Annotated in this window: 17 protein-coding genes and 2 pseudogenes; 10 read left to right on the plus strand and 9 right to left on the minus strand. The window is 61.3% G+C overall.

All coding sequences use genetic code 11. The features are described 5' to 3' along the window. The first annotated feature begins 7 nt into the window (after positions 1–7). Together NKK51_RS27135 and NKK51_RS27140 are read left to right on the plus strand one after the other, a co-directional pair. Complete coding sequence (locus NKK51_RS27135; RefSeq protein ID WP_023737099.1) at positions 8–310, plus strand: hypothetical protein; 303 nt, start codon at positions 8–10, stop codon at positions 308–310. Continuing rightward, positions 307–783 (plus strand): type II toxin-antitoxin system VapC family toxin, encoded by a 477-nt coding sequence (locus NKK51_RS27140; protein WP_352555193.1) that lies wholly within the window; start codon positions 307–309, stop codon positions 781–783. Before NKK51_RS27135 ends, NKK51_RS27140 begins: the two co-directional genes overlap by 4 nt. A gap of 794 nt (positions 784–1,577) precedes the next feature. Here NKK51_RS27140 and NKK51_RS27145 read toward each other — a convergent pair. The 6 genes and pseudogenes from NKK51_RS27145 to NKK51_RS27170 all read right to left on the minus strand — a co-directional run bounded on the left by NKK51_RS27145 (position 1,578) and on the right by NKK51_RS27170 (position 4,900). Next, complete coding sequence (locus NKK51_RS27145) at positions 1,578–2,072, minus strand: MaoC family dehydratase (protein WP_031246656.1); 495 nt, start codon at positions 2,070–2,072, stop codon at positions 1,578–1,580. Positions 2,073–2,547: 475 nt separating this feature from the next. Further along, complete coding sequence (locus NKK51_RS27150; RefSeq protein WP_245271027.1) at positions 2,548–2,916, minus strand: bifunctional hydroxymethylpyrimidine kinase/phosphomethylpyrimidine kinase; 369 nt, start codon at positions 2,914–2,916, stop codon at positions 2,548–2,550. Continuing rightward, on the minus strand, positions 2,894–3,118 hold the full coding sequence (locus NKK51_RS27155) for a hypothetical protein (protein ID WP_502902016.1): 225 nt from the start codon (positions 3,116–3,118) through the stop codon (positions 2,894–2,896). Before NKK51_RS27155 ends, NKK51_RS27150 begins: the two co-directional genes overlap by 23 nt. Before the next feature lie 25 nt (positions 3,119–3,143). Further along, entirely contained in the window at positions 3,144–3,425 is a 282-nt protein-coding gene (locus NKK51_RS27160; RefSeq protein WP_352555197.1) for a beta/alpha barrel domain-containing protein, read from the minus strand. A gap of 75 nt (positions 3,426–3,500) precedes the next feature. Then, a pseudogene (locus tag NKK51_RS27165) lies at positions 3,501–3,737 on the minus strand (thiazole synthase); the annotation flags it as partial. A 5-nt stretch (positions 3,738–3,742) separates the two neighbouring features. After that, positions 3,743–4,900: a porin gene (locus NKK51_RS27170; RefSeq protein WP_352555198.1), complete on the minus strand. Its 1,158-nt coding sequence runs from the start codon at positions 4,898–4,900 to the stop codon at positions 3,743–3,745. A 1,001-nt stretch (positions 4,901–5,901) separates the two neighbouring features. Here NKK51_RS27170 and hemN point away from each other — a divergent pair. Continuing rightward, complete coding sequence (hemN, locus tag NKK51_RS27175) at positions 5,902–7,263, plus strand: oxygen-independent coproporphyrinogen III oxidase (RefSeq protein ID WP_352555200.1); 1,362 nt, start codon at positions 5,902–5,904, stop codon at positions 7,261–7,263. A gap of 175 nt (positions 7,264–7,438) precedes the next feature. On the opposite strand, the gene NKK51_RS27180 is transcribed toward hemN, so the two are convergent. After that, positions 7,439–7,630, minus strand: a complete 192-nt coding sequence (locus NKK51_RS27180; protein ID WP_352555201.1) for a hypothetical protein — start codon at positions 7,628–7,630, stop codon at positions 7,439–7,441. Positions 7,631–7,905: 275 nt separating this feature from the next. Between NKK51_RS27180 and NKK51_RS27185 the strand changes: the two are divergent. The 7 genes and pseudogenes from NKK51_RS27185 to NKK51_RS27215 form a co-directional block, all read left to right on the plus strand. Beyond that, positions 7,906–8,411: pseudogene (locus NKK51_RS27185) on the plus strand (ISNCY family transposase); the annotation flags it as partial. A 475-nt stretch (positions 8,412–8,886) separates the two neighbouring features. Next, the gene (torT, locus tag NKK51_RS27190; protein ID WP_023707089.1) at positions 8,887–9,957 is read left to right on the plus strand and encodes a TMAO reductase system periplasmic protein TorT; all 1,071 of its coding nucleotides are present in this window, start codon (positions 8,887–8,889) and stop codon (positions 9,955–9,957) included. A 91-nt stretch (positions 9,958–10,048) separates the two neighbouring features. Continuing rightward, positions 10,049–11,533, plus strand: a complete 1,485-nt coding sequence (locus NKK51_RS27195) for a sugar ABC transporter ATP-binding protein (protein ID WP_352555204.1) — start codon at positions 10,049–10,051, stop codon at positions 11,531–11,533. After that, entirely contained in the window at positions 11,530–12,504 is a 975-nt protein-coding gene (locus NKK51_RS27200) for an ABC transporter permease (protein WP_352555206.1), read from the plus strand. Before NKK51_RS27195 ends, NKK51_RS27200 begins: the two co-directional genes overlap by 4 nt. Then, complete coding sequence (locus tag NKK51_RS27205) at positions 12,497–13,486, plus strand: ABC transporter permease (protein WP_031204409.1); 990 nt, start codon at positions 12,497–12,499, stop codon at positions 13,484–13,486. The genes NKK51_RS27200 and NKK51_RS27205 overlap by 8 nt, the downstream gene beginning before the upstream one ends. A 16-nt stretch (positions 13,487–13,502) precedes the next feature. Continuing rightward, positions 13,503–15,563 (plus strand): hydantoinase/oxoprolinase family protein, encoded by a 2,061-nt coding sequence (locus tag NKK51_RS27210; RefSeq protein WP_352555208.1) that lies wholly within the window; start codon positions 13,503–13,505, stop codon positions 15,561–15,563. 30 nt (positions 15,564–15,593) lie between these two features. Next, positions 15,594–17,387, plus strand: coding sequence for a hydantoinase B/oxoprolinase family protein (locus NKK51_RS27215; protein WP_352555210.1), 1,794 nt, complete (start codon positions 15,594–15,596; stop codon positions 17,385–17,387). 44 nt (positions 17,388–17,431) lie between these two features. Here the strand turns inward: NKK51_RS27215 and NKK51_RS27220 are convergent, their stop codons facing one another. Both NKK51_RS27220 and NKK51_RS27225 read right to left on the minus strand, forming a co-directional pair. After that, a complete protein-coding gene (locus NKK51_RS27220; RefSeq protein WP_023737066.1) occupies positions 17,432–18,115 on the minus strand; it encodes a GntR family transcriptional regulator in 684 nt (227 codons plus the stop codon). Positions 18,116–18,203: 88 nt separating this feature from the next. Continuing rightward, on the minus strand, positions 18,204–19,517 hold the full coding sequence (locus tag NKK51_RS27225; RefSeq protein ID WP_023737065.1) for an aspartate aminotransferase family protein: 1,314 nt from the start codon (positions 19,515–19,517) through the stop codon (positions 18,204–18,206). Positions 19,518–19,531 lie beyond the last annotated feature (14 nt).

The raw sequence follows: 19,531 nt of genomic DNA on the forward strand, positions 1-19,531 counted from the left end.
GCACGCGATGGGCAACACTGCACAGAAGAGAGCGATCGAGAATTATCGCTCTCGCCTGGCTGAGCGCGGCATCGCGCGGTTCGAGATCCAGGCGTTCGACGCAGACCGCGATCTACTGCGAACTCTTGCCCGAAAATTAACGGAGAGCGGGCCGGATGCCCGACAGCTTCGTCGGACCATACAGCAAGCGGTGGCGGGTGAGCCACCGAAAGCGGGCAGCATTCTCGCCGCGTTGCGTCGCTCGCCTCTGGTTGGCTCCAGTCTCGACCTCAGCCGGCCGCGCGAAGAGGGGCGCAAGATCGACCTGTGACGCGCTACCTTCTTCATACCAATATCATCAGCAACGTCATAAAGCCGGAGCCTTCGGGCTCGTTGCTGGCCTGGATGGGCGCGCAGAAGGACGAAGACCTCTTCATTGCTTCGCTTACTGTCGCCGAAATTCGCCGAGGCATCCTAGAGAAGCCGAAGGGGAAAAAGCGCAGCAGCCTTGAAACTTGGTTCGAGGGCTCCGAAGGCCCGCCAGCGCTGTTCGCTGGCCGCGTGCTATCGTTCGACGAGAAAGCTGGCCTCGTGTGGGCGCGGCTGATGGCCAACGGCAAAGCCAGAGGCCGTTCGCGGAGCGCCCTAGACACAATCATTGCCGCTATAGCTGAAGCCAACGAGTGTGTCGTAGTGACCGACAATGAAAAGGACTTCGAGGACGTTCAGATAATCAACCCGCTCCGTAGCTCTGGAAGCCAAGCGGGTGATGATAGCTCCAACGGTCCGGCCGATTTAATTTGAGGATTTCAGCGGCACGGAGTCCGAACGTCTCGTGTTCGCCTACCTCTAGCGATGGCTGGATTGATCTTGCTTAGTTCGGCCAGGGACGTCTCTTCCAGTTCCGCTTCAATGCCATCCCGGTTCATCTAGTCAGCTCGATCTACCAACAGTTCGCACGCACGAGCGCCGCGGACAAGGCGCGATCGCAGGGACTGCGCGATACGCGTGTCGAGCTCGTCCATCTTACACTCGATCTGTCTTCGAAGGCCTCTCGCCAACGCCACTGTAGTCGATCCCGCGTGCGGCTCGGGGGCCTTCTCATCGAGGCTTTCTCGCGACTGGTCTGGCGCGCTACCAATAGCAAGTTCGCCCGCCGGGTACTCGTCGGTCTGTACTCTCTGGGCGTCCACATCAACTGCGGAGCTCTTGGCATCGCCGTGTTCTGCCTTTGGCTGGCAGCTCTCGAGCTCGACGAGCAGCCGATCAGCGACACCCGCGACCTCAAGTTCGACCCGGTTGACTCGATAACTCTATTGGCAGATTCAGTCGGGGAGGATCTGCCCACTCCGATCACAAGCCGATCTGTCGACCCCGTGGTCGGGAATTCTCCATGGACCTTCGTGAAGAAGGAATGCAGCGCCGAAAGCCGAAGCGCTTCCGATACATCGACGCCCCTTCCGAGACGGAGCCCCGATTAGGCATTCCTGCCACTCTATCTAGCCGACCCCCGTGGCCGCGTTGCCGATCGGTGCGCACTGGTCGCCTACATCGCCCCGGCACGTGAAGATCGTCTCTGCTGACGCTCGTTGAGCAATTCAGGCCGCCTCCGGCTGGCGTTTGATCAGCGTCAGCGTCAACCAGCGCGCGGTCAGCGCCGGCTTTTTCGAGCCCTCGATCTCAATCGTCACGCCCAGCGCCGTCTGCACCCAGCCCGACGGCCTGACCTTGATGTCGGCCAGTACGAAACGGGTGCGGATGCGCGATCCGGTTTTCACCGGCGCCAGGAAGCGCAGCGATTCGAAGCCATAGTTGACACCCATCTTGCAGTTTTCGAGCGGCCGCATGGTCTCGAAAGTCATCGCCGACAAAAGCGAAAGCGACAGGAAGCCATGTGCGATGGTGCCGCCGAACGGCGTCTCGCGCTTGGCGCGCTCCGGATCGCAGTGGATGAACTGGTGGTCATCGGTGGACTCGGCGAACTGGTCGATCATCCGCTGCGAGACCACCCGCCACGGCGACACGCCGACTTCCTTGCCGACGCTGGCCAGAAGCTCGTCGAGACTGATCGGTTCCAAGCTAATGTCCTCCATTTCAAACGTCCGAAGCGCGAGCGGCTTCATTCCGTGAACAGTGTCAGCCCATGCTGCACCGACTGCCGGCCATCCATCGGCAGGATGGCCCCGGTGAGATGACTGCCGTCACAGCTGCACGAATAGAGCGTTCCGCCGGCAATCCCGCACCGATGCGGGCCGATCCGAACATGGCTGCAGACGAGCTGGCTTGTACCTCGGTCGCGGTGCGCGTCCTGCAGGCCACTGAAAACAGCTCGTCTTGCTACCGGTGATCATTCCGCCGGCACCGCTATGCGGTATTGTCGCAGATTGATAAAATCAATTGTCTGGATAGGAACCATCCGTGTCTCGAATGGTGGAGGAGTAGTCCAGCAGACGGGATGGCTTGTGGTCCTTCTTGAAGCGCGCCGACCTCATTGGCCGCTAGCTGTGAGCCGGCAAGCAGCGCCAGTTCAATGACATTGGGTGTCGACACGGCAAGCGGCATCAGATGCTACTTCATGATGCGGGATGGCGCTTGCTTCAAGAAGCGCTCGCCTGACGTGGAAGCCAGCACCGGATCTGGACTGTCGATATGCGCCCGATATTCGCGCAGCACAGCGGCAACCGCAGCGACGATGATCTCAGCTGTTGCGAGCATGCCAACCTTGGTGCCGGCCACTCTGTTAGCCTGAAGCGCAGCGCGCATCTGATCCGCCACCAGACCGGGTTGCGTAACTTGGATTTCCAAGGCGTCTTCCTGGGTTTGCACCGTCAGCGCGCTGACAGCAAGGCAGGTGCGCACGTCAAGGCAAGCGATCGTCTCGATCTCGCGGGCAATTCCAGCCCCACCGCGGGAATCAGACCCTACAACAACGAGCACATGCGGTTCTCGCCCCAGCGCTATTGTTCTGTCTTTCGATCCATTCTCGCGTGCGCGCTTCTGGGGCGTCGTTCAGCGCAAGGTCGGTGACCACGGCTGCGCTTTCGGCGCCAGCCTCGAAAAACGCCTTCGAGCCGGTCAGGTTGAGGCCGCCGATGGAGACCAATGGGATCGGCGCGACCTGGTGCTTCCACTCGCTGATCCGCTCGAGCCCTTGCGACGCCCATTCATCTTCTTGAGGCTAGTTGAATAGACTGGGCCGAGCGCCACATACTCCGGCTCGGCCACTGGCGCAGTTCGGTGTGATCGTGGATCGAAAGGCCGAGCTTTAATCCGGCGTATTTCATCGTCAGCATCGGCGGCAGCCAAATCCTTTTGACCAAGATGGACGAGTCGCAGCCTTCCTCGATTGCCGTGCGCCAATAGTCGTTGACGCTCACTTGGCAACCATGGACCGCGCAGGCGTCGTTCGCGCAGCGGATTTCCGTCTGCAGTCCTTTCTCGTCCATATCCTTTATCCGGAGCTGCACCAGACTCACGCCGAGCGGCACCAGCCGGTCAATCCCGCCGGCACGTCCACGACTTCATGAGAAGACGGCCCTGCCGATCGTCGGTGGGTAGCGCGGTTCGAGCATTCCCGAGCTGAAAGCTTCACGACCGGCATCGACCGCTTTGCCGAACGCACGCGCCATGCCGACCGGATCGGCCGCCCTCGGGATCGCCGTGTTCAGGAGCACGGCGTCAAACCTGAGCTCCATGACGGTCGCCGCGTACGACGGCCGTCCGAGCCGTGGATCCACAATCAACGGAATGTAGGGGAATCGCATTAGAATGAGCGTTCGAAACGCAGGATACCGCCGACACTGCTCTTCTTGTTGGCATTGGTCCAGTTCACTTCGGAAGCTTTCACCTTTCCGACGGCGGAGCCTCCGTAGCGGTCATAGTCGAGTTCAGCCGTAACTGTGAAATCTGGAAGAAGCGCGTAGGCGACGTTCGCAGCGACACCATAGTTCTTGAGCTGATCACCCGAGAGCTGAAGGTTCAACGAAGTTGTCTCGTTGAGCTCGTAAGCGGCGCCAGCCCAGAAAGCCCAGTTCCCGCCCCAAATCTTATAGAAGCCGCGACCATGAGCGTCGATCGCGTTCATGGGGTCGTCGTTGAGCTTGCCATTGGAACCGTAGCCGAACATTCCGAACAGCAACAGTTCGTTGGTGACATTGATGTCGACACGGACCTTGGCGGCCACCGATTCGTAGTTGCTATCATAACCAGAGACGCCGGTGATCGCTCCCCAGCCATGTGTGTATTTCAAGCCGCCGACTATGTGCGGAGCGTAGTTGTCGATTGTGCCGACCACGCCTGAGCCTTCTTCGAGCGAAACCACGGCCGAAAAGCCGTTCCCGGCGTCGAAGTAGTACTGGACCACATTGGTATCCAAAGCGCCGTACGGAACCGGCGTCTGGTTGAGTACGTCACCCGCGCCGCCAATAAACATGTCGAAGGCCGACCAGTCCTTACCAACTCGGAGGCCACCAAGCTGAATCCAGGCGAAAGTCAAGATGCTGTCTCCGTTGAAGGCATAGGACCGAGAACTGTCCGAAACCGAAGTGTGGCGGTTACCGAAATTCACGCGGGTTTCGGTGTAGGTCTTCAACGTGCCGAGTTCGGTCTCCTGGCCGGTCCAAGCTTTCAGTGTGAAGCGCGTGTTGTTTTGCCATGTACCCTGATCCTCACCAGTCCTCACATCTGAGGTTCTTGCGTGGTAAAACAATCCGACATCGCCCAAGCCCACGTAGTAGCTAAGATAGCCGCCGATGCGCAGGCAGGTCTCGGTGCCTGAAATATAGACGTAGCTGGAGCCGTAGACGTCGCAGATCTTGAGGTACTCAGTGGGATCAGGCTCGGGGACGATGATCACGGCGCGAGCGTCGGAAGCGGCGATCAGTGCCGCAGTTGAGCCGAGGAGGAGGCTCCCAATGGTCATTGTTGATCTCCGTCTAAATAGTAAAAGGAATCGAGACCGGTAAATGATTTTTGCTAAGCAAACGATTGATAGCGCATCAAGCTGAATTCTAGGAGTGTTGCTGCACCTGTCGTGCTAATACTCAGGAGAATTTAGAATGTGACTCAGACTTGTTGTCACATATATTAAGCAGTTATCACTCCCGGACGGTCATACAACATTTTTATACAATCACCCCTTTTCACCTCCGCGGTGGGCCTTACAAAGGGTACTACTGCAAATAACGTACCATCCTGACGACCCAGCTGCGGCTTGAAGCTCAAATGTGCGGGCGGACCTTGGTTCCCGCTTCCGTTCTTTTTGCCTTGCGGATCCACCCAAGCAGGAACGGCAAATCTTTCGGCTACGGCTCGTCTGTTCGCTTCGCGACAGTTTGGCTTAATGGCGACGGCATTGTTTGCTGTGAGCCCCGCCGTTGAGGCACACGCGGCGGCCACCGCCCGGTACGACGCCGTCACTTTGGCGAGCTGATGGTCGATAACCACGCGCCGCAGCCTTGCACCACTGAATCAGTAGGCGCTAGCCTTGGCAGTGCGGCGGACCTGACGGTCGCGTCGAGCAGGTTCTCGTCCTGAAAGCGGCGCGCCACAGCTAATGCTTCTTGCCAGCAATTCACACAACGAGCTCATCGAGATGGCAGAGATCACTATGGGGCGGCGCTAGCTGGCGAGCAAAGTCTGGTCCCAACACCGTATAGTCTCGTCGGATGCGGCATCTGCGCTCAGAAGAATCTCCCACGCGCAGATGAAGGGAAGGTACGGTGGAACAAAACGGTGCGCGTGAGGGTTGCGGCGGGAACACCACGCTGACCGAGTGCGCTCAGACCATCGCTGTCCAGCCAAGACTGAACGGCGCCCATTGCTAAAAAATTTCGAGCCCAAAGCGGAACGGACTGACATAGCGCAAAGACGCAGGCGAGCGCAGCGGTAAGGTTGGATGTTATCAGCATGGGACGGTGACCGTTGCAGACCACGAAATTTCGAGAGGCCCGGCTGCCTTGGTACACTATCTATCCGGCTGTGTCGGAGTTCTCTGGGGCGGTCGGCGCCGAGGCTTATGAGGAATGGCTCAGGAACCTGCCGGCTGATGATCCGGTGTCACTCTATCTGCACGTTCCGTTCTGCCGATCAGCCTGCTGGTATTGCGGCTTCCCAACCACCATCACCCGCCGTGATGCGCCCATCCTCAACTATCTGGCGGCGCTGCGTGACGAGATCCGTCTGGTTTCGGTGCGAGTGCCGAAGACGTTGCCCGTGAGCGACATACATTTCGGCGGCGGAACGCCGTCTCTCATCGGACCAGCCGAGTTCCTCGCTCTGATGGAGTTCCTGCGATGCCGCTTCGCCATCTCGAAAACAGCTACGGTCGCCATCGAGATCGATCCACGCACGCTCACGCCCGAGATGGCGGAAGGCTTGGGAGCGGCCGGCGTGAACCGCGCGAGCCTGGGCGTACAGAGCTTCGATCCCATTGTTCAAAAAGCGATCAACCGAATCCAGAGCGAGGCCCAGACGTCGGCTGCCGTGGAAGTGCTGCGCCGGCATGGAGTAAGCCGCATCAACTTCGACCTCATCTACGGCCTGCCGCGTCAAACGGTGGAGTCGTGCGTCGAAACAGTGAGGGCGGCGGTCGCCATGCGCCCCGACCGGCTTGCCTTGTTCGGCTACTCGCACATCCCATCCCAAGTAAAGAAGCAGCGCCTCATCAAGGCGGAATTTCTTCCCGACAGCGCTGCCCGCGCTGAACAGTATGCGGCTGTCGCCGTGACGCTGATTGCCGCCGGCTACCGACAGATCGGGCTCGACCATTTCGCCTTGCCGGACGACGAGCTCGCGCTGGCACAGGAAACAGGTCGCCTGCGACGTAACTCGTTGGGCTACTCGGCCGATACCTGCAGAACCCTGATCGGTTTCGGCGCGTCGGCTATCGGCCGCATCGGCCAGGGATACGTTCAAAACGAAGTTACACGGGAGTCCTACATCCAGCACATCGCAGCTGGCCGACTGGCGACATCGAAGGGCCATCGCCTCACAGACGACGACCGCGTGCGAGCCGCAATTATCGAGCGATTAATGTGCGATTTCGAGGCTGACGTGCCGGCAATCTGTGTCGCCCACGGATCTGATCCGATCCATCTTCGCGATTCGGCTGAGCGCTTGGCCATGCTGGCCAAGGACGGGATAGTGGACTTCGAAAACGGCTTTGTCCGCGTACGGCGGGAGCATCGCTTTGGGATTCGCGCTGTCGCTGCCGCATTCGATGTTTTTAGGGATGGCGTTACGTATATCCCGCAGCAGCTTAATGCGATGCAAAGCACGACATAGTCCGGCATCAATGTCTCCGCTTGGAACCGCCGGCCTACTTGCCACGCCGGCCGGGCGCTGGTCTGGCAAGTGGGCTTTCCGTTTGCCCATGCGTTCGTTCCGGCCCTCACGGGGCGGCGAGTCCCTGCCGTGAGCGCCTCACCCGCGAGGCTACATGGCGGCCGTGGAGATTACCTCAGCAGCGGCGCCCGATCGGAAACCTTAGCACCTCAGCGCTTTGGCGTGGCTGCTTGAACTCTTCGACGGCAACCGCCTCAATTAGCAGGTCCAAGGCTTCGCGGCCCCTTTGACTCATCGGGTCATCCCCACAAAGGTAGTCATACGCTCGATCTAAAGGCACTCGGGCGGCGGAAAAATCGCTTGTCATATCATAGAACCCTCTCTACCCGCCCGCATTGCCGTCGGCGGTGATCTGTTCGGCCTCGAACTACTCAATGATGAATCGTTTGAGCTGAAGCCGGAAACAAAAATCAATCCTGCTGGCCATGTCTTTCCTCGCGTGATGGGGTTTCCCTAGAAGCGGAGCGATATGCGGGTGTGACGACCGATAAGGCGGACCGGCTATTCCGATAGGGACATCCATACTGTCGCATGACCGACTCGTCATCCCCGCAAGGCCAGTAATGCCAGAAGTGCTGCACAATACGCCAAGAACGCACACCGACCAATCAGTGTTTCGACTGTTCGCCGCACACGGGATCGGCCTCTCAGCTGGCAAAACCATGTCGCAATGGCTGGACGTGCATCGCGATTTGCGAGCCTGGTGACGCGGGACTTGCGCCGGCACGCTATCAAGGGAACCGGCCGCGACGGCTTGCCGGCGGAGGCTGTGCTGCCCTGCCCCTGCTCAAGCAGCACCACCCACTAAGCATCGGGAACCCGCGTTCCATTTAGAAGCCTCCACGTTGCGGGCCTTTGCCCGGCTGCCGGGAGAATGATGTCGCAAGACAACACCCGCAATCCGGGCGCCGACCTCTAGGAAGAACTCAGGCTGGCAAGCGCCAGACGAGAGAAGTTGGAAAGGGGCACGGTCGTGCGCGGGGAACCGTCATTTCAACAATCATCCGACCGCAGCGTGTTATGGCACGCTGCCGTGCGGTTCAGCGCGGCTGTTGCAGCACGCGAATGCACTGGGCACATCTCCTCCCTAAAGACCCTAGACGATTTGGTGGCTAGCGAAGTGCGGCTGCTGACCAATGGCTCTGTATTCGAAGGCCACGCTGATGGCTTTGACTTATTCGCCGGCGCTTGATGTCAGGCAACTCGATCGACAAGCCGCATACCGGTCGGTCGCGAGGAAGCCCACATCGCCGCGGCCAGTTGCATGGCTGCTGTCTCCGACCTCGTCTTTCGTCAAATGGATTGTGATCCCGGTCGAGGCAGCGAAACCGCGATTGAAGACACCTTCCCGGCTGAGCACCGGCTAATGAAAACCCTATTGACTTATAACTTATAAGTAGTACGGTAGCACTGTGAAAATGAACAACGGCGCGGATGGCCCTGAAGGCGGACTCGCCTAGACGGTACTACGATCCGCCAGCAAGCCTCTGCTCCCAAGGCAGACCGCGGAGCCGGCGAAATCGCCGGCTCCGGACCCGGGAACACACGAAAATGGGGAATCACATGACCAAGAATCACGCTTTCCGATCCATCCTCGCGGCGGCTTTCGTCACCGGCGTGGCCGTCCTGCCCAACGCCGCCCAGGCCAAGGATTGGTGGCCCTTCAAGATCAACTCGGCCAAGGGCGGCGATCTGAAAAAAGTCGAGGCACTCGACTATGTGCCGCTGGAAAAGGCCGAGAAGCCTTGGAACCTGTGCGTCTTGTTTCCGCACCTCAAGGACAGCTACTGGGTCTCGGTCGACTACGGTATCGTTGAGGAAGCAAAGCGCCTGGGTGTCAAAGTGACGGTCCTGCAGGCTGGCGGCTATGACGCGCTGCCCAAGCAGCTGTCGCAATATGACGATTGCGTCGCATCCGGTGCCCAGGGCATCCTCGTCGCCGCCATCTCGGAAGCCGGCCTGGCGGCCAAGCTGAAGGAGGGCGACGCCAAGGGTCTTGTCCAGATCGCCGTCGCCAATCCCATCCTGGAAACTCCGATCACCGCGCGCATCACGCCCGATACCTACCAGAAGGGTTTTCAGGAGGGTGAGTACCTCAAGAAGTATCTCGGCGACAAAAAGACGACCGCAATCGGCCTTCCGGGTCCGCAGGGATCGGGTTGGGCGGAGAGCTATATGGCGGGCTTTCGCGACAGCATCAAAACCGGCAACATCAAGCTCGCGGCCGAGCTCTATGGTGAGCCCGGCGTTCCGCAAAGCCTGCGCCTCGTCGAGGACGCCCTGCAGACCTATCCGGATCTCAATGTCATCTGGGGCGGGGCTGCTGCGGCGGAAGCGGCCGTCAGCGCCGTCGCCGACGCTGGCCGCGACGATGTCGTGATCATGTCGTCTTACGAGAACCAGACGATGCTGAAGCTGGTCAAGGAAGGCAAGGTGCTTGGCTTTGCCGCCGAGTATCCGGTGATGATGGGCCGCATCAGCGTCGACCTCGCGGTGCGCGCCTTGGAAAAGAAGGACTATGAGAAGGTTCTGCTGGTCGCGCCGGGTATCGTGACCAAGGACAACGTCGACAAAATCGACCCGACGCAGATTTTCGCGCCCGATGGGTGGAAGCCTGAATTTTCGGTACAATAGTCGCATCTTCGATGGGCGGTAGACCTCGGCCTGGCCTGCCGCCCGTTTTGCTTCGAGTTCGGTGGTGTCAGCGATGCTTGAACTTACGGGTATGACGAAGCGTTTCGGGGGGGTGGTGGCGCTTGACGGCGTCGATTTCACGCTGCTGAGCGGTGAGGTCCATGCCCTTCTCGGCGAAAACGGCGCCGGAAAGTCGACGCTCATCAATCTGATAGCGGGAACCTACGGCTGGACCGAAGGCTCTTGCCGTATCGACGGCCAAACCGTTTCCGCGCTGACCCCACAGAAATCCCGCGATGCCGGGGTGGCGGCTGTGTTCCAGGAATTCAGTCTTGTCCCCGACCTCACAGTCGAGGAGAACCTGTTTCTTGGACGCGAGATCAAGGGAAGGCTTTTCCTAAATCGGCGCGCGATGCGTGCCCGCGCGGAAGAACGCTTCCGCGACGTTGGCTTTCACGTCGAGCTGGACAGCAAGATCGAAACGCTGACCCGGGCGCAAAAGCAGATGGTCGAGATTGCCAAGGGCATGCTTTCGGATGCCAAGATACTCATCCTCGACGAACCGACCGCGTCGCTTACCGACGGTGAAGCGGAAAAACTGTTCGCCGCAATCGCGGGCCTCAAGGCGCGGGGCGTCGGCATCATCTATGTGTCGCATCGCATGGCCGAGATCCGTCGGCTCGCGGACCGTGTCACGGTCTTGCGAGGAGGGCGCAAGATCGACACAGTGGCCATCGCCGCGGCATCGGACGCGACCCTGATCGAGATGATGGTCGGCCAGCCGGTCGAACGACTTTATCCATCAATTAGCCAGCGCCCCGCCGAAATCGTGCTGGCGACCAGGGGGATCAGTGTCTCCGGCACCCTATCAGATGCCTCCATCGTGGTCAGAGCTGGCGAAATCGTCGGCCTGGCGGGCTTGGTTGGCTGCGGTCGTAGCGAACTTTGCCGAGCCGTGTTCGGCCTGGAGCGTGTGACGTCCGGTGAGATCGAACTCCATGGCGAGGTGGTCAGAGCGCCAGTGCCGCACAGCATGTTGCGTGCTGGACTTTGTTACTACCCGGCCGATCGCGGCGCCGAGGGACTGGCCCTCAGCCGCCCGGGTCGCGAGAATGTGACCATGGCCGCGCTCGACGATCCGAGACTGTCCCAGGGCGGACTGCTCAAGTCATGGCGCGAGCGCCGGGCAATAGCCGCGCCGTTGAAGACCCTGGCTCTGCGACCGATGGCGCCGGAACGCGCGGCGGCGTCGTTTTCGGGAGGAAACCAGCAGAAACTCGTGCTGGCGCGCGGTCTGATGCGCCCGGTCTCCGTCCATATTTTCGATGAACCGACGGTTGGCATCGACGTCGGCGCCAAAAGCGAGGTCTACCGGCTTATGAAAAGCCTGGTGGAGAACGGCGCGGCTATTCTGCTGTCATCGTCCGAACTGCCAGAGCTCGTTCACCTGGCCAACCGCGTCTATGTCATGCGCGAAGGGCGCATAGTCGCCGAACTCAAAGCCGACGGCATCACCGAGGCCACTGTGCTGCGTCACTATTTCGACGCCGAAACCGGCGCCACGGAGGCAGCATGAGCCCTGACACGCTGCGGCGCCGTTTTCTGGAAACCGGCGGGATCGTCATCCTGCTTCTGGTCGCGGTTGCGGCCGCGGCCGCGATCGTCGAACCGCGTTTTCTGAACCGCCTGAACATCCTCAACGTCCTGCGCAATTTCTCCTTCCTGGCGGTTCCGGCGATCGGCCAGATGATCGTCATGACCACCGGCGGTTTTGATCTGTCGGTCGGTGCCACCATGGCCTTGGCGTCCGTGGTCACGGCCGCGGCGATGGCCGCGATGCCCGACGCGCATGGGCTCCAGCTGCTGATGCCGGTAGCGCTGGCCTTGGCCTGCGGCGCCTGTGTTGGCCTGGTAAACGGCACGCTGGTGGCGCGCCTTTCCCTATCACCTTTCATGGTGACATTGGCATCGTTGTCGATCGTCGCGGGACTTACGCTCTATTACACGCAGGGTATCCCGATCTATGGCGTTTCCGACGCCTTCGTCTATGCCATCGGGCGAGGGCAGGTGCTTGGCCTGCCGCCGGCCTTGCTGCTGGCGATCGTGGTGATCGCCATCGCCATCATTCTGCAGCGTCGGACCGCGCTCGGGCGCCACTTCTACGCCGTCGGCGGCAACGTCGGCGCCGCCCGACTGTCGGGCGTGCGCACACACCGTGTGTTGATTACCGCGTATGTGCTCTCCGGTCTCCTGGCCGCACTCACCGGCGTGCTGATCACCGCCCGTATCGGTTCCGGCCAGTCGACGATCGGCGGGACGCTCGGACTGGAGACGATCGCAGCGGCGGTGATCGGCGGCGTTTCATTGCGCGGCGGCTCAGGCCGCGCCGAGAACGTCGCCATGGCGGCGCTGTGCCTGGCGATCATCGCCAATGCGATGAACCTCACGCAGATCGACAGCAAATTCCAGACGCTGGTGCTGGGTTCGGTGCTCATCGGCGCACTGGCTTTCGACCGAATTGTTCAGGGGAGGCGGGCCAATGTCTGATCGTCCAGACATGGCGGCTCCGGTTGTTCTTGACCGCGCTCGCCCGGACATCCGCCAGTTCGCGTCGCAGGCCAAGCTGCCGGGGCTCGTATTCCTGGCCCTGCTGGGTCTCGGTCTGCTCGACCCGCGCATTGTTTCAAGCGGCAATCTCTGGAACATCGCGATCCAGACGAGTTATCTCGCACTGTTTGCCATGGCGCAGACCATGGTGCTGCTGACGCGCGGCTTCGACCTGTCGCTTGGCTTTACCGTCTCGCTCGTCAGCGTCATATCGGCGATGGTGATGACCGGAAGCGGCGATATGCCCATCCTGTGGGGGATCGCCGCTGGCCTTGGCGTCGGGCTGCTGATCGGCGGGCTGAACGGCGTCCTCATCGCCGGTATCGGCATCAATCCACTGGTGACGACGCTTGGCATGGCCAACATTGTCATGGCACTGGCGTCAACCGTCAGCGGCGGCTTTCCCGTGCCGGGCGTTCCCGAAGCCTTTACGGACGCCTTGGCGGAGGGACGGCTGATCGGCATTCCGGTGCCCATCCTGTTCGCCGCGCTGTGTTTCGCACTGCTGTTCCTGGTCCTGCGCTTCACCGTGTTCGGGCGCGGCCTGTATCTCATCGGCGCCAACCCTCGCGCGGCGAAGGCGGCGGGCGTTCGCACCGGACGCGTCGTTGCGATCGACTACGTGGTCTGCTCGCTGCTGGCCGCGATTGGCGCCATGCTGCTCACCGCGCGGACCGGATCGGGCGAGCCCAATCTCGGCGGCAACCTGACCCTGGAATCGATAGCGGCGGCGGTGGTCGGTGGCGTGCGCCTCACCGGCGGAGAGGGAGGCGTCACCGCGGCTCTGCTCGGTGCCCTGTTCATCACGGTCATTTCCAACGCCATGAACCTCATGCAGGTCGACGGCTATCTGCAGCAGGTTCTTTTGGGCCTCATCATTCTGGCCAGCCTGATACTGGGCCGCGATTACAAGAAACGCTAACAGCTTCGGACCTTAAATGGCTTATCAAGTCTGCATCGACATCGGCGGAACCTTCACCGATTGCCTGATTTCCGAGCCCGGTGGGAAAATCTCGATCTTCAAATCGCCCACCACGCCCGGCGAATTCGAGAAGGGATTCATCAACGTGCTGCACGTGGCGGCGGCCGGATACGGGCTCGATCCCGCGACGTTCATGACCAAGATCGACTTGATCGTACACGGCTCGACCGTCTCGACCAACGCGCTGGTCGAGCGCAAGACCGTCAAGGTCGGATTGATCCTCAACGAAGGACATCAGGACATCCTCGTCCTGCGCGAGGGGCCGCGCAAGGGCGCCTTCCAGTGGCGGCTCGACTATCCCGAGCCCTATGTCCCGCGCCACCTGACGAAGACGGCGCGGGGCCGCATCGATGCGCGCGGGCGGGAGCTCACGCCTCTGTCGAGATCCGATGTCGAGGCGGCGATAGCCGACTTCCGGCGCTATGGGGTCGAAGCGATAGCGGTCGGTCTGCTTTGGTCGGTCGTCAATCCCATCCATGAAACAACGGTGCGCGATATCATCGCGCAGGCATGGCCGGAGATCCCGGTCACGCTTAGCCATGAAGTCAATCCGATGTCGCGCGAGTACAAGCGCATCATCGCGGCCGCTATCGACGCGTCGATCAATCCGATCGTGCGCACCTATATCGAGGACTTGCGGCAAGCACTTTCGCAGGCGGGTTTCCAGGGCGAGCTGCTGCTCGCCAACTGCGTCGGTGGAATGATGCCTCCCGCCGAGATGCTGCGGCGGCCAATCTACAGCGTCATGTCGGGGCCGACGCTGGCGCCGATGGCCGCGCTGGCGCTGAGCGACGAAGCCAATGTCATCGTCGGTGACATGGGCGGCACCACATTCGACGTCTCGGCTTTGCGCGACCACCAGATCATCGTCACCCCGGACAGCATGATCCACGACGACTCGCTGGGGATCGCGAAGGTGGATGTGAGATCGGTCGGCGCCGGCGGCGGGTCGATTGCCTGGGTCGATGATGGCGGCCTGCTGCGGGTCGGACCTCAAAGCGCTGGCGCGCGGCCGGGGCCGGCATGCTACGGAGCGGGCGGCACGGCGCCGACGGTCACCGATGCCAATGTCGTGCTCGGCATCATTGACCCGGATTATTTTCTAGGCGGCCGGATCAAGATCAGCCGCGAACTGGCCGAGAAAGCGGTCGCGAGCATCGCGACGCGGCTCGGCATCCCGCTGCTCGACGCGGCTTACGCCATCCAGACCACCAGCAACCACAACATGGTCGGGGCCATCGAGGAAATCACCATTCGCGAGGGCATAAACCCACGCGACAGTTTCTTTGTCTGCGGCGGCGGCGCGACCGCCATCCACATCGCCGAGATGGCCGACATATTGGGCTTGAAACGCTACATGATCCCGCGCTTCATGGCTGGGTTGAGCGCGTTCGGCGGGTTGATCTCTGATATCACGCGCGAGGAAAGCGCGGTTTTCCTGACCTCGACCCGGCGCTTCGACGCCGCTGGCGTCTCCGACATCCTGGCGCGGTTGAAGGTGTCGGGCGAGGCATTCCTCGAACAGGCCGGCGTTGAGCCAGATCTCCGGCGTTTCGAGTTCTCCTTTCTTGGTCGCTACGAGTACCAATCCTGGGAAATCGAGGTCCATTTCGAAGCCAACGAGGCGCGCCTCGAAGCGGAAAAACTCCCAAGTCTCGTCGAAGCGTTTCATCAGATGCACGAACGCATCTATTCGATCAGATCCGACCGCGACATTGTCGAATTCACCAACTGGAAGCTGCGCGCGGTGGGCAAGCGGGCCAATCAGGATGCTTGGAAGGATTTCAGGCTGGCCGACCAGGCGACGGCGCCGGTCGCCAAGACCCATCGGTCAGCTTATTTGCATGAAACCCGGCGGACGAGCTCTCTGCCTGTTTACGACATGGACCAGCTGGGCGCGGGGGCGGCGCTTGTTGGGCCATGCCTGGTGGAGGCGACGACGTTCACCGCCTTCCTCAAGGACGGACATCGCGGGCGCGTCGACCCACAAGGCAACATCGTCGTGACCGTCGATTGACACCAACCTTCCCGAGCAAGGCATCATAAAATGAATTCACCTGTCATTCGCCTGGAGACGCCAACGCGCCGCGTCGATCCGTTCCTGATGTCGGTTCTCAAAAGCCGGTTCGAGGCCGTCGTGCGGGAAATGACGCTGGTCGTGATGCGGGCCAGCCGCTCAGCGGTGATCAAGAACGCCCGCGACCTGAGCTGTGCGATCCTGACCTATGATCACCGCCTCGTTTCCACCGAGGACGCGCTGCCGATCCACGTCATGTCGATGGATCTGGCGACCCGTCCGATAACGGAGTTGTTCGACGATATCGCCGACGGCGACATCTTCCTCAACAACTGCCCATACACTGGCGGCACCCATCATGCCGACCTGATCATGGCGATGCCGATCTTTTTCGACGGCAAGCCGCTGTTCTGGGCCGTGGCGCTTTCCCATCACGCCGATACTGGCGCGCCGACACCTTCGACCTATCTGCCATTTGCCAAGAACGTTTATGAGGAAGGGATCCATTTTCCCTGCGTGCGTGTGGTCGAACAGCACCGGGAGAAGCAGGACATCCTGCGCATCGGCATGATGCGCAACCGTGTTCCAGACATCTGGCTGGGCGACGTGCGAGCCCAGATCGGCGCCTGCAGGACCGGTCGACGCCGTCTCTTGGAACTGCTTGAAAAATACGGCCGCGACACGCTGCTGGATTTCGTCGAGGACTGGTTCGACTACGGTGCGCGTCGCGCCATGGCCGAGATCGCCAAATTGCCGAAGGGCAAGTTCTCCTACGAGGTCCGCCATGACCCGGTCCCCGGCGTGGCGGAGGAGGGCATCCCGGTCCGGATCACCATCGATGTCGACCCTGAAGCCGGCGAGATCACGGTCGACGTGCGTGACAACATGGATAACGTCCCTGGCGGTCTCAACCTGTCGGAAAACACCTGCACGGGCTCGTGCCGCATTGGCGTCTTCAACAATCTCGACGACGGCATCCCGCACAACGAGGGCGCCAAGAGCCGGATCAAGGTGTTGATGCGGGAGGGAAGCGTGGTTGGCAAACCCCGCTACCCCGTAGGCACCTCGGTGGCGACCACCAATGTCAACGACCGCTTGATCATCGCCGGCAATTGCGTGTTCTCGACGATGGGAGAACCCTATGGCCAGGCCGAGAGCGGCTCGCACCTGCCGGCGGGGATCGGGGTGATTTCGGGCAAGGATCCGTTCAAGGACGGGCAGCCCTACGTCAACCAGGTCTTCATTGGCTACGCCGGCGGCGGCGCGCGTCACGGCTATGACGGCTGGTTGACATATTGCGGGCCGGCGAATGGCGGCCTGATCGCGCTGGATTCCGTGGAGGTGGACGAATCTATGTATCCCATCATCATTGAATCGCGCGGCGTGGTGGCGGATACCCAAGGAATTGGCGAGTTCGAGGGCGCTCCCGCGGTGGGCGGTGTCTTCTATCCCGTCGACCACGAGATGACACTGGTCTACTCGGCCGATGGCACAACCTTTCCGCCGCGTGGCGTGCTGGGCGGCGGTGACGCCAAGGCCAGTCGCAGCGCCAAGCGCGGCACGGACGGCAAGCTGGTGGAATTGCCTGCGTTCCATGAGGAGGCGTGTCGCGCCGGCGAGCGCATCGAGTTCGTTGCCTGTGGCGGCGGTGGCTACGGCGACCCGACCAAGCGCGATGTCCGCCGTGTCGCGGCCAGCGTTGACCGCGGCTGGCTGACGAGCGAAGCGGCTCGCCAATCCTACAAGGTTGCCCTGGTGCTGGACGCCGAGCAGGGCGTCTGGGCCGTCGACCAGGATGCCACCGCGCGCCTTCGGGCGGCCTGAGCCAGCGCGAAGAGAGGTCGCCAGCAAATGACCGGCGGCTTCGATCACGCCCGCTTGGCGGCAGCGTCCTGTTCGTCGAAATACCGCAACAGGTTCATGCCACCGCGCACGATGTCGCGTTCGATCGCCTTACGCGCCACCTTCTTGTTGCGGGTCCGAAACGCTTCGATCAGCGTCTCGTGCTCCTCCGCGCCGATGTAATCGTTCTCGGCCTGCAGATAATACACGTTAAGGATAGGGCCCATCGAGACCCACAGGCTTTCGATCTGGGCGATCAGCATATCCATCTTGGACAGGCGGTAGACGCCGAAGTGGAATTCACGATTGGCGCGACGGGCGCGGTCAGCATCGCCGGACGTTTCGCCGGCCACGAAATCGCGATGGATCTCGACCAGTTTTGCAATGTCCTTCTCCGAAACATGCTCAACGGCGAGTTCGGCCGCTAGTCCCTCGAGCGCGATGCGAATGAGCCGGACCTGCCAGTAACGCGACCGGGTCAGCTCTGGAACGGTGATGAACCGCCCTGACCGCAGTTCCAGCGCCTGCTCGCTGACGAGCCTGAAACAGGCCTCGCGCACAGGCGTGACGCTGGTGCCCAGCCGTTGCGCCAGATCCTGCATCAACAGTCTTTCGCCGGGCCGGAAATTGCCGGCGATCAGGGCTTCGCGCAGCGAGATATAAGTTCTCGCCGATAGACTGCCTTGCTCGATTGGCTGCATCGTGCTCATGGTCCACCGCTGCAATCTTGGCCGCACCGAATCGACAACGGATAGTGCGAGACGCTCTTATATCCTATAAGTCCGTTGCGAAACATGGCTAGGAGCTGGCGGGTTTCCCAGCGGAGAGCTTGCGCAGGATTGTCTCGATGATATCCAGCGATTTCTCGACTGTCGCCCGGTCATGGCTCCCTGACAGGTAGAGACGCTTGAGCGGAAGCGGCTGGCCGATCAGCCGGTTCGCCACCATCTCTCTGCGGAATGCAAGATCGAAAACATCGTCGTTGCCCAGCAAGTCCTGGTAGTCGCGGTAAGGACCGCTGAGGAAATAGATCAGCCAGACCGAGCCAAACCCGGCGCTCTGCGCGGGCAGGCCGAGGCGATCGATAATGCCATCCAGCTGCGTGCGCATGAAAGCGCCGAGGGCAAACAGGCGGTCGTAGAAGCCTGGTTTCGACAGCTCCTCGATCGTCGCCTGCATGGCGGCGAGCGTCGACGGCGTGCCGTTGAAAGTACCGCCCATGAACACGGATCCTTCCCCGGTCCGGCCGACGAGCGCCATGAGATCGCGACGACCGGCCACCACGCCAACGGGATAGCCTGAGGAGGCCGCCTTGCCGAAGGTCGCGAGATCAGGCGTGACGTCGGCGATCGACTGATAGCCGCCGAGCGCGTGGCGAAAGCCGGTGATGACCTCGTCGAAGATCAGCACGACACCATGATCGCTGGTCAGGCGACGCAGCTCGCGCAGGAAAACATCCGTCGCGATCACCGACCCCATATTGTGAGCGATTGGCTCGATGATGATCGCCGCGACATCGCCTGGATTGGCCTTGAGATAATCCTCGACGGCGCCGGCATCGTTGTAAGGCAGCACGATGGTGTGACGGGCGGCATCCTCGAGGATGCCAGCACTGATGGGATCGTACTTGCCGATCGCCTGCGCGTGCGACTGTACGTTCATGGCGACATAGTCGTGCCAGCCATGATAGCCGCCTTGGAACTTGATGATGCGCTTGCGACCGGTGGCGGCACGGGCAAGGCGCAGGGCGTGATAGGTCGCCTCCGATCCGGAATTGCAGAAGGCGACGAGATCCGCGCAAGGGATGCAGTCGACCAGCGCCTCCGCCACCTCGATCTCTAGCCGCATCGTTCCCGCGCCGACAAGATCGATGTCCTGGGAGACCGCAGCGATGCGTTCACGCACCGCCGGATGACAGTGGCCAAGCACATTGGCGCCGAAGCCGCAGTGGAAGTCGGTGTACTGGTGTCCATCGACGTCGTAGAGAAACGCACCCTGCGCCCGGGCAAATACATGCGGCGCGCCGAGCCTGCGGCTCGGGCTGAGCAATCCGCCCGGCATCACCGCACCGGCGCGCTCAATGAGTCGGGCGGTGTTATTCTGATCGGTCATCGGAATGTCCGTGC

Source organism: Mesorhizobium sp. M0011 (genome assembly GCF_040324155.1).
Taxonomy (GTDB): Bacteria; Pseudomonadota; Alphaproteobacteria; order Rhizobiales; family Rhizobiaceae; genus Mesorhizobium.

Bases quoted from the DNA above. Each gene is read 5' to 3' on its own strand.
- NKK51_RS27220 (WP_023737066.1), bottom strand. From the start codon at position 18,115: ATGAGCACGATGCAGCCAATCGAGCAAGGCAGTCTATCGGCGAGAACT.
- NKK51_RS27160 (WP_352555197.1), bottom strand. From the start codon at position 3,425: ATGGACGAGAAAGGACTGCAGACGGAAATCCGCTGCGCGAACGACGCC.
- NKK51_RS27135 (WP_023737099.1), top strand. From the start codon at position 8: ATGGGCAACACTGCACAGAAGAGAGCGATCGAGAATTATCGCTCTCGC.
- NKK51_RS27205 (WP_031204409.1), top strand. From the start codon at position 12,497: ATGTCTGATCGTCCAGACATGGCGGCTCCGGTTGTTCTTGACCGCGCT.
- NKK51_RS27200 (WP_352555206.1), top strand. From the start codon at position 11,530: ATGAGCCCTGACACGCTGCGGCGCCGTTTTCTGGAAACCGGCGGGATC.
- NKK51_RS27195 (WP_352555204.1), top strand. From the start codon at position 10,049: ATGACGAAGCGTTTCGGGGGGGTGGTGGCGCTTGACGGCGTCGATTTC.
- NKK51_RS27180 (WP_352555201.1), bottom strand. From the start codon at position 7,630: ATGACAAGCGATTTTTCCGCCGCCCGAGTGCCTTTAGATCGAGCGTAT.
- NKK51_RS27210 (WP_352555208.1), top strand. From the start codon at position 13,503: ATGGCTTATCAAGTCTGCATCGACATCGGCGGAACCTTCACCGATTGC.
- torT (WP_023707089.1), top strand. From the start codon at position 8,887: ATGACCAAGAATCACGCTTTCCGATCCATCCTCGCGGCGGCTTTCGTC.
- NKK51_RS27145 (WP_031246656.1), bottom strand. From the start codon at position 2,072: ATGGAGGACATTAGCTTGGAACCGATCAGTCTCGACGAGCTTCTGGCC.
- NKK51_RS27225 (WP_023737065.1), bottom strand. From the start codon at position 19,517: ATGACCGATCAGAATAACACCGCCCGACTCATTGAGCGCGCCGGTGCG.
- NKK51_RS27170 (WP_352555198.1), bottom strand. From the start codon at position 4,900: ATGACCATTGGGAGCCTCCTCCTCGGCTCAACTGCGGCACTGATCGCC.
- NKK51_RS27215 (WP_352555210.1), top strand. From the start codon at position 15,594: ATGAATTCACCTGTCATTCGCCTGGAGACGCCAACGCGCCGCGTCGAT.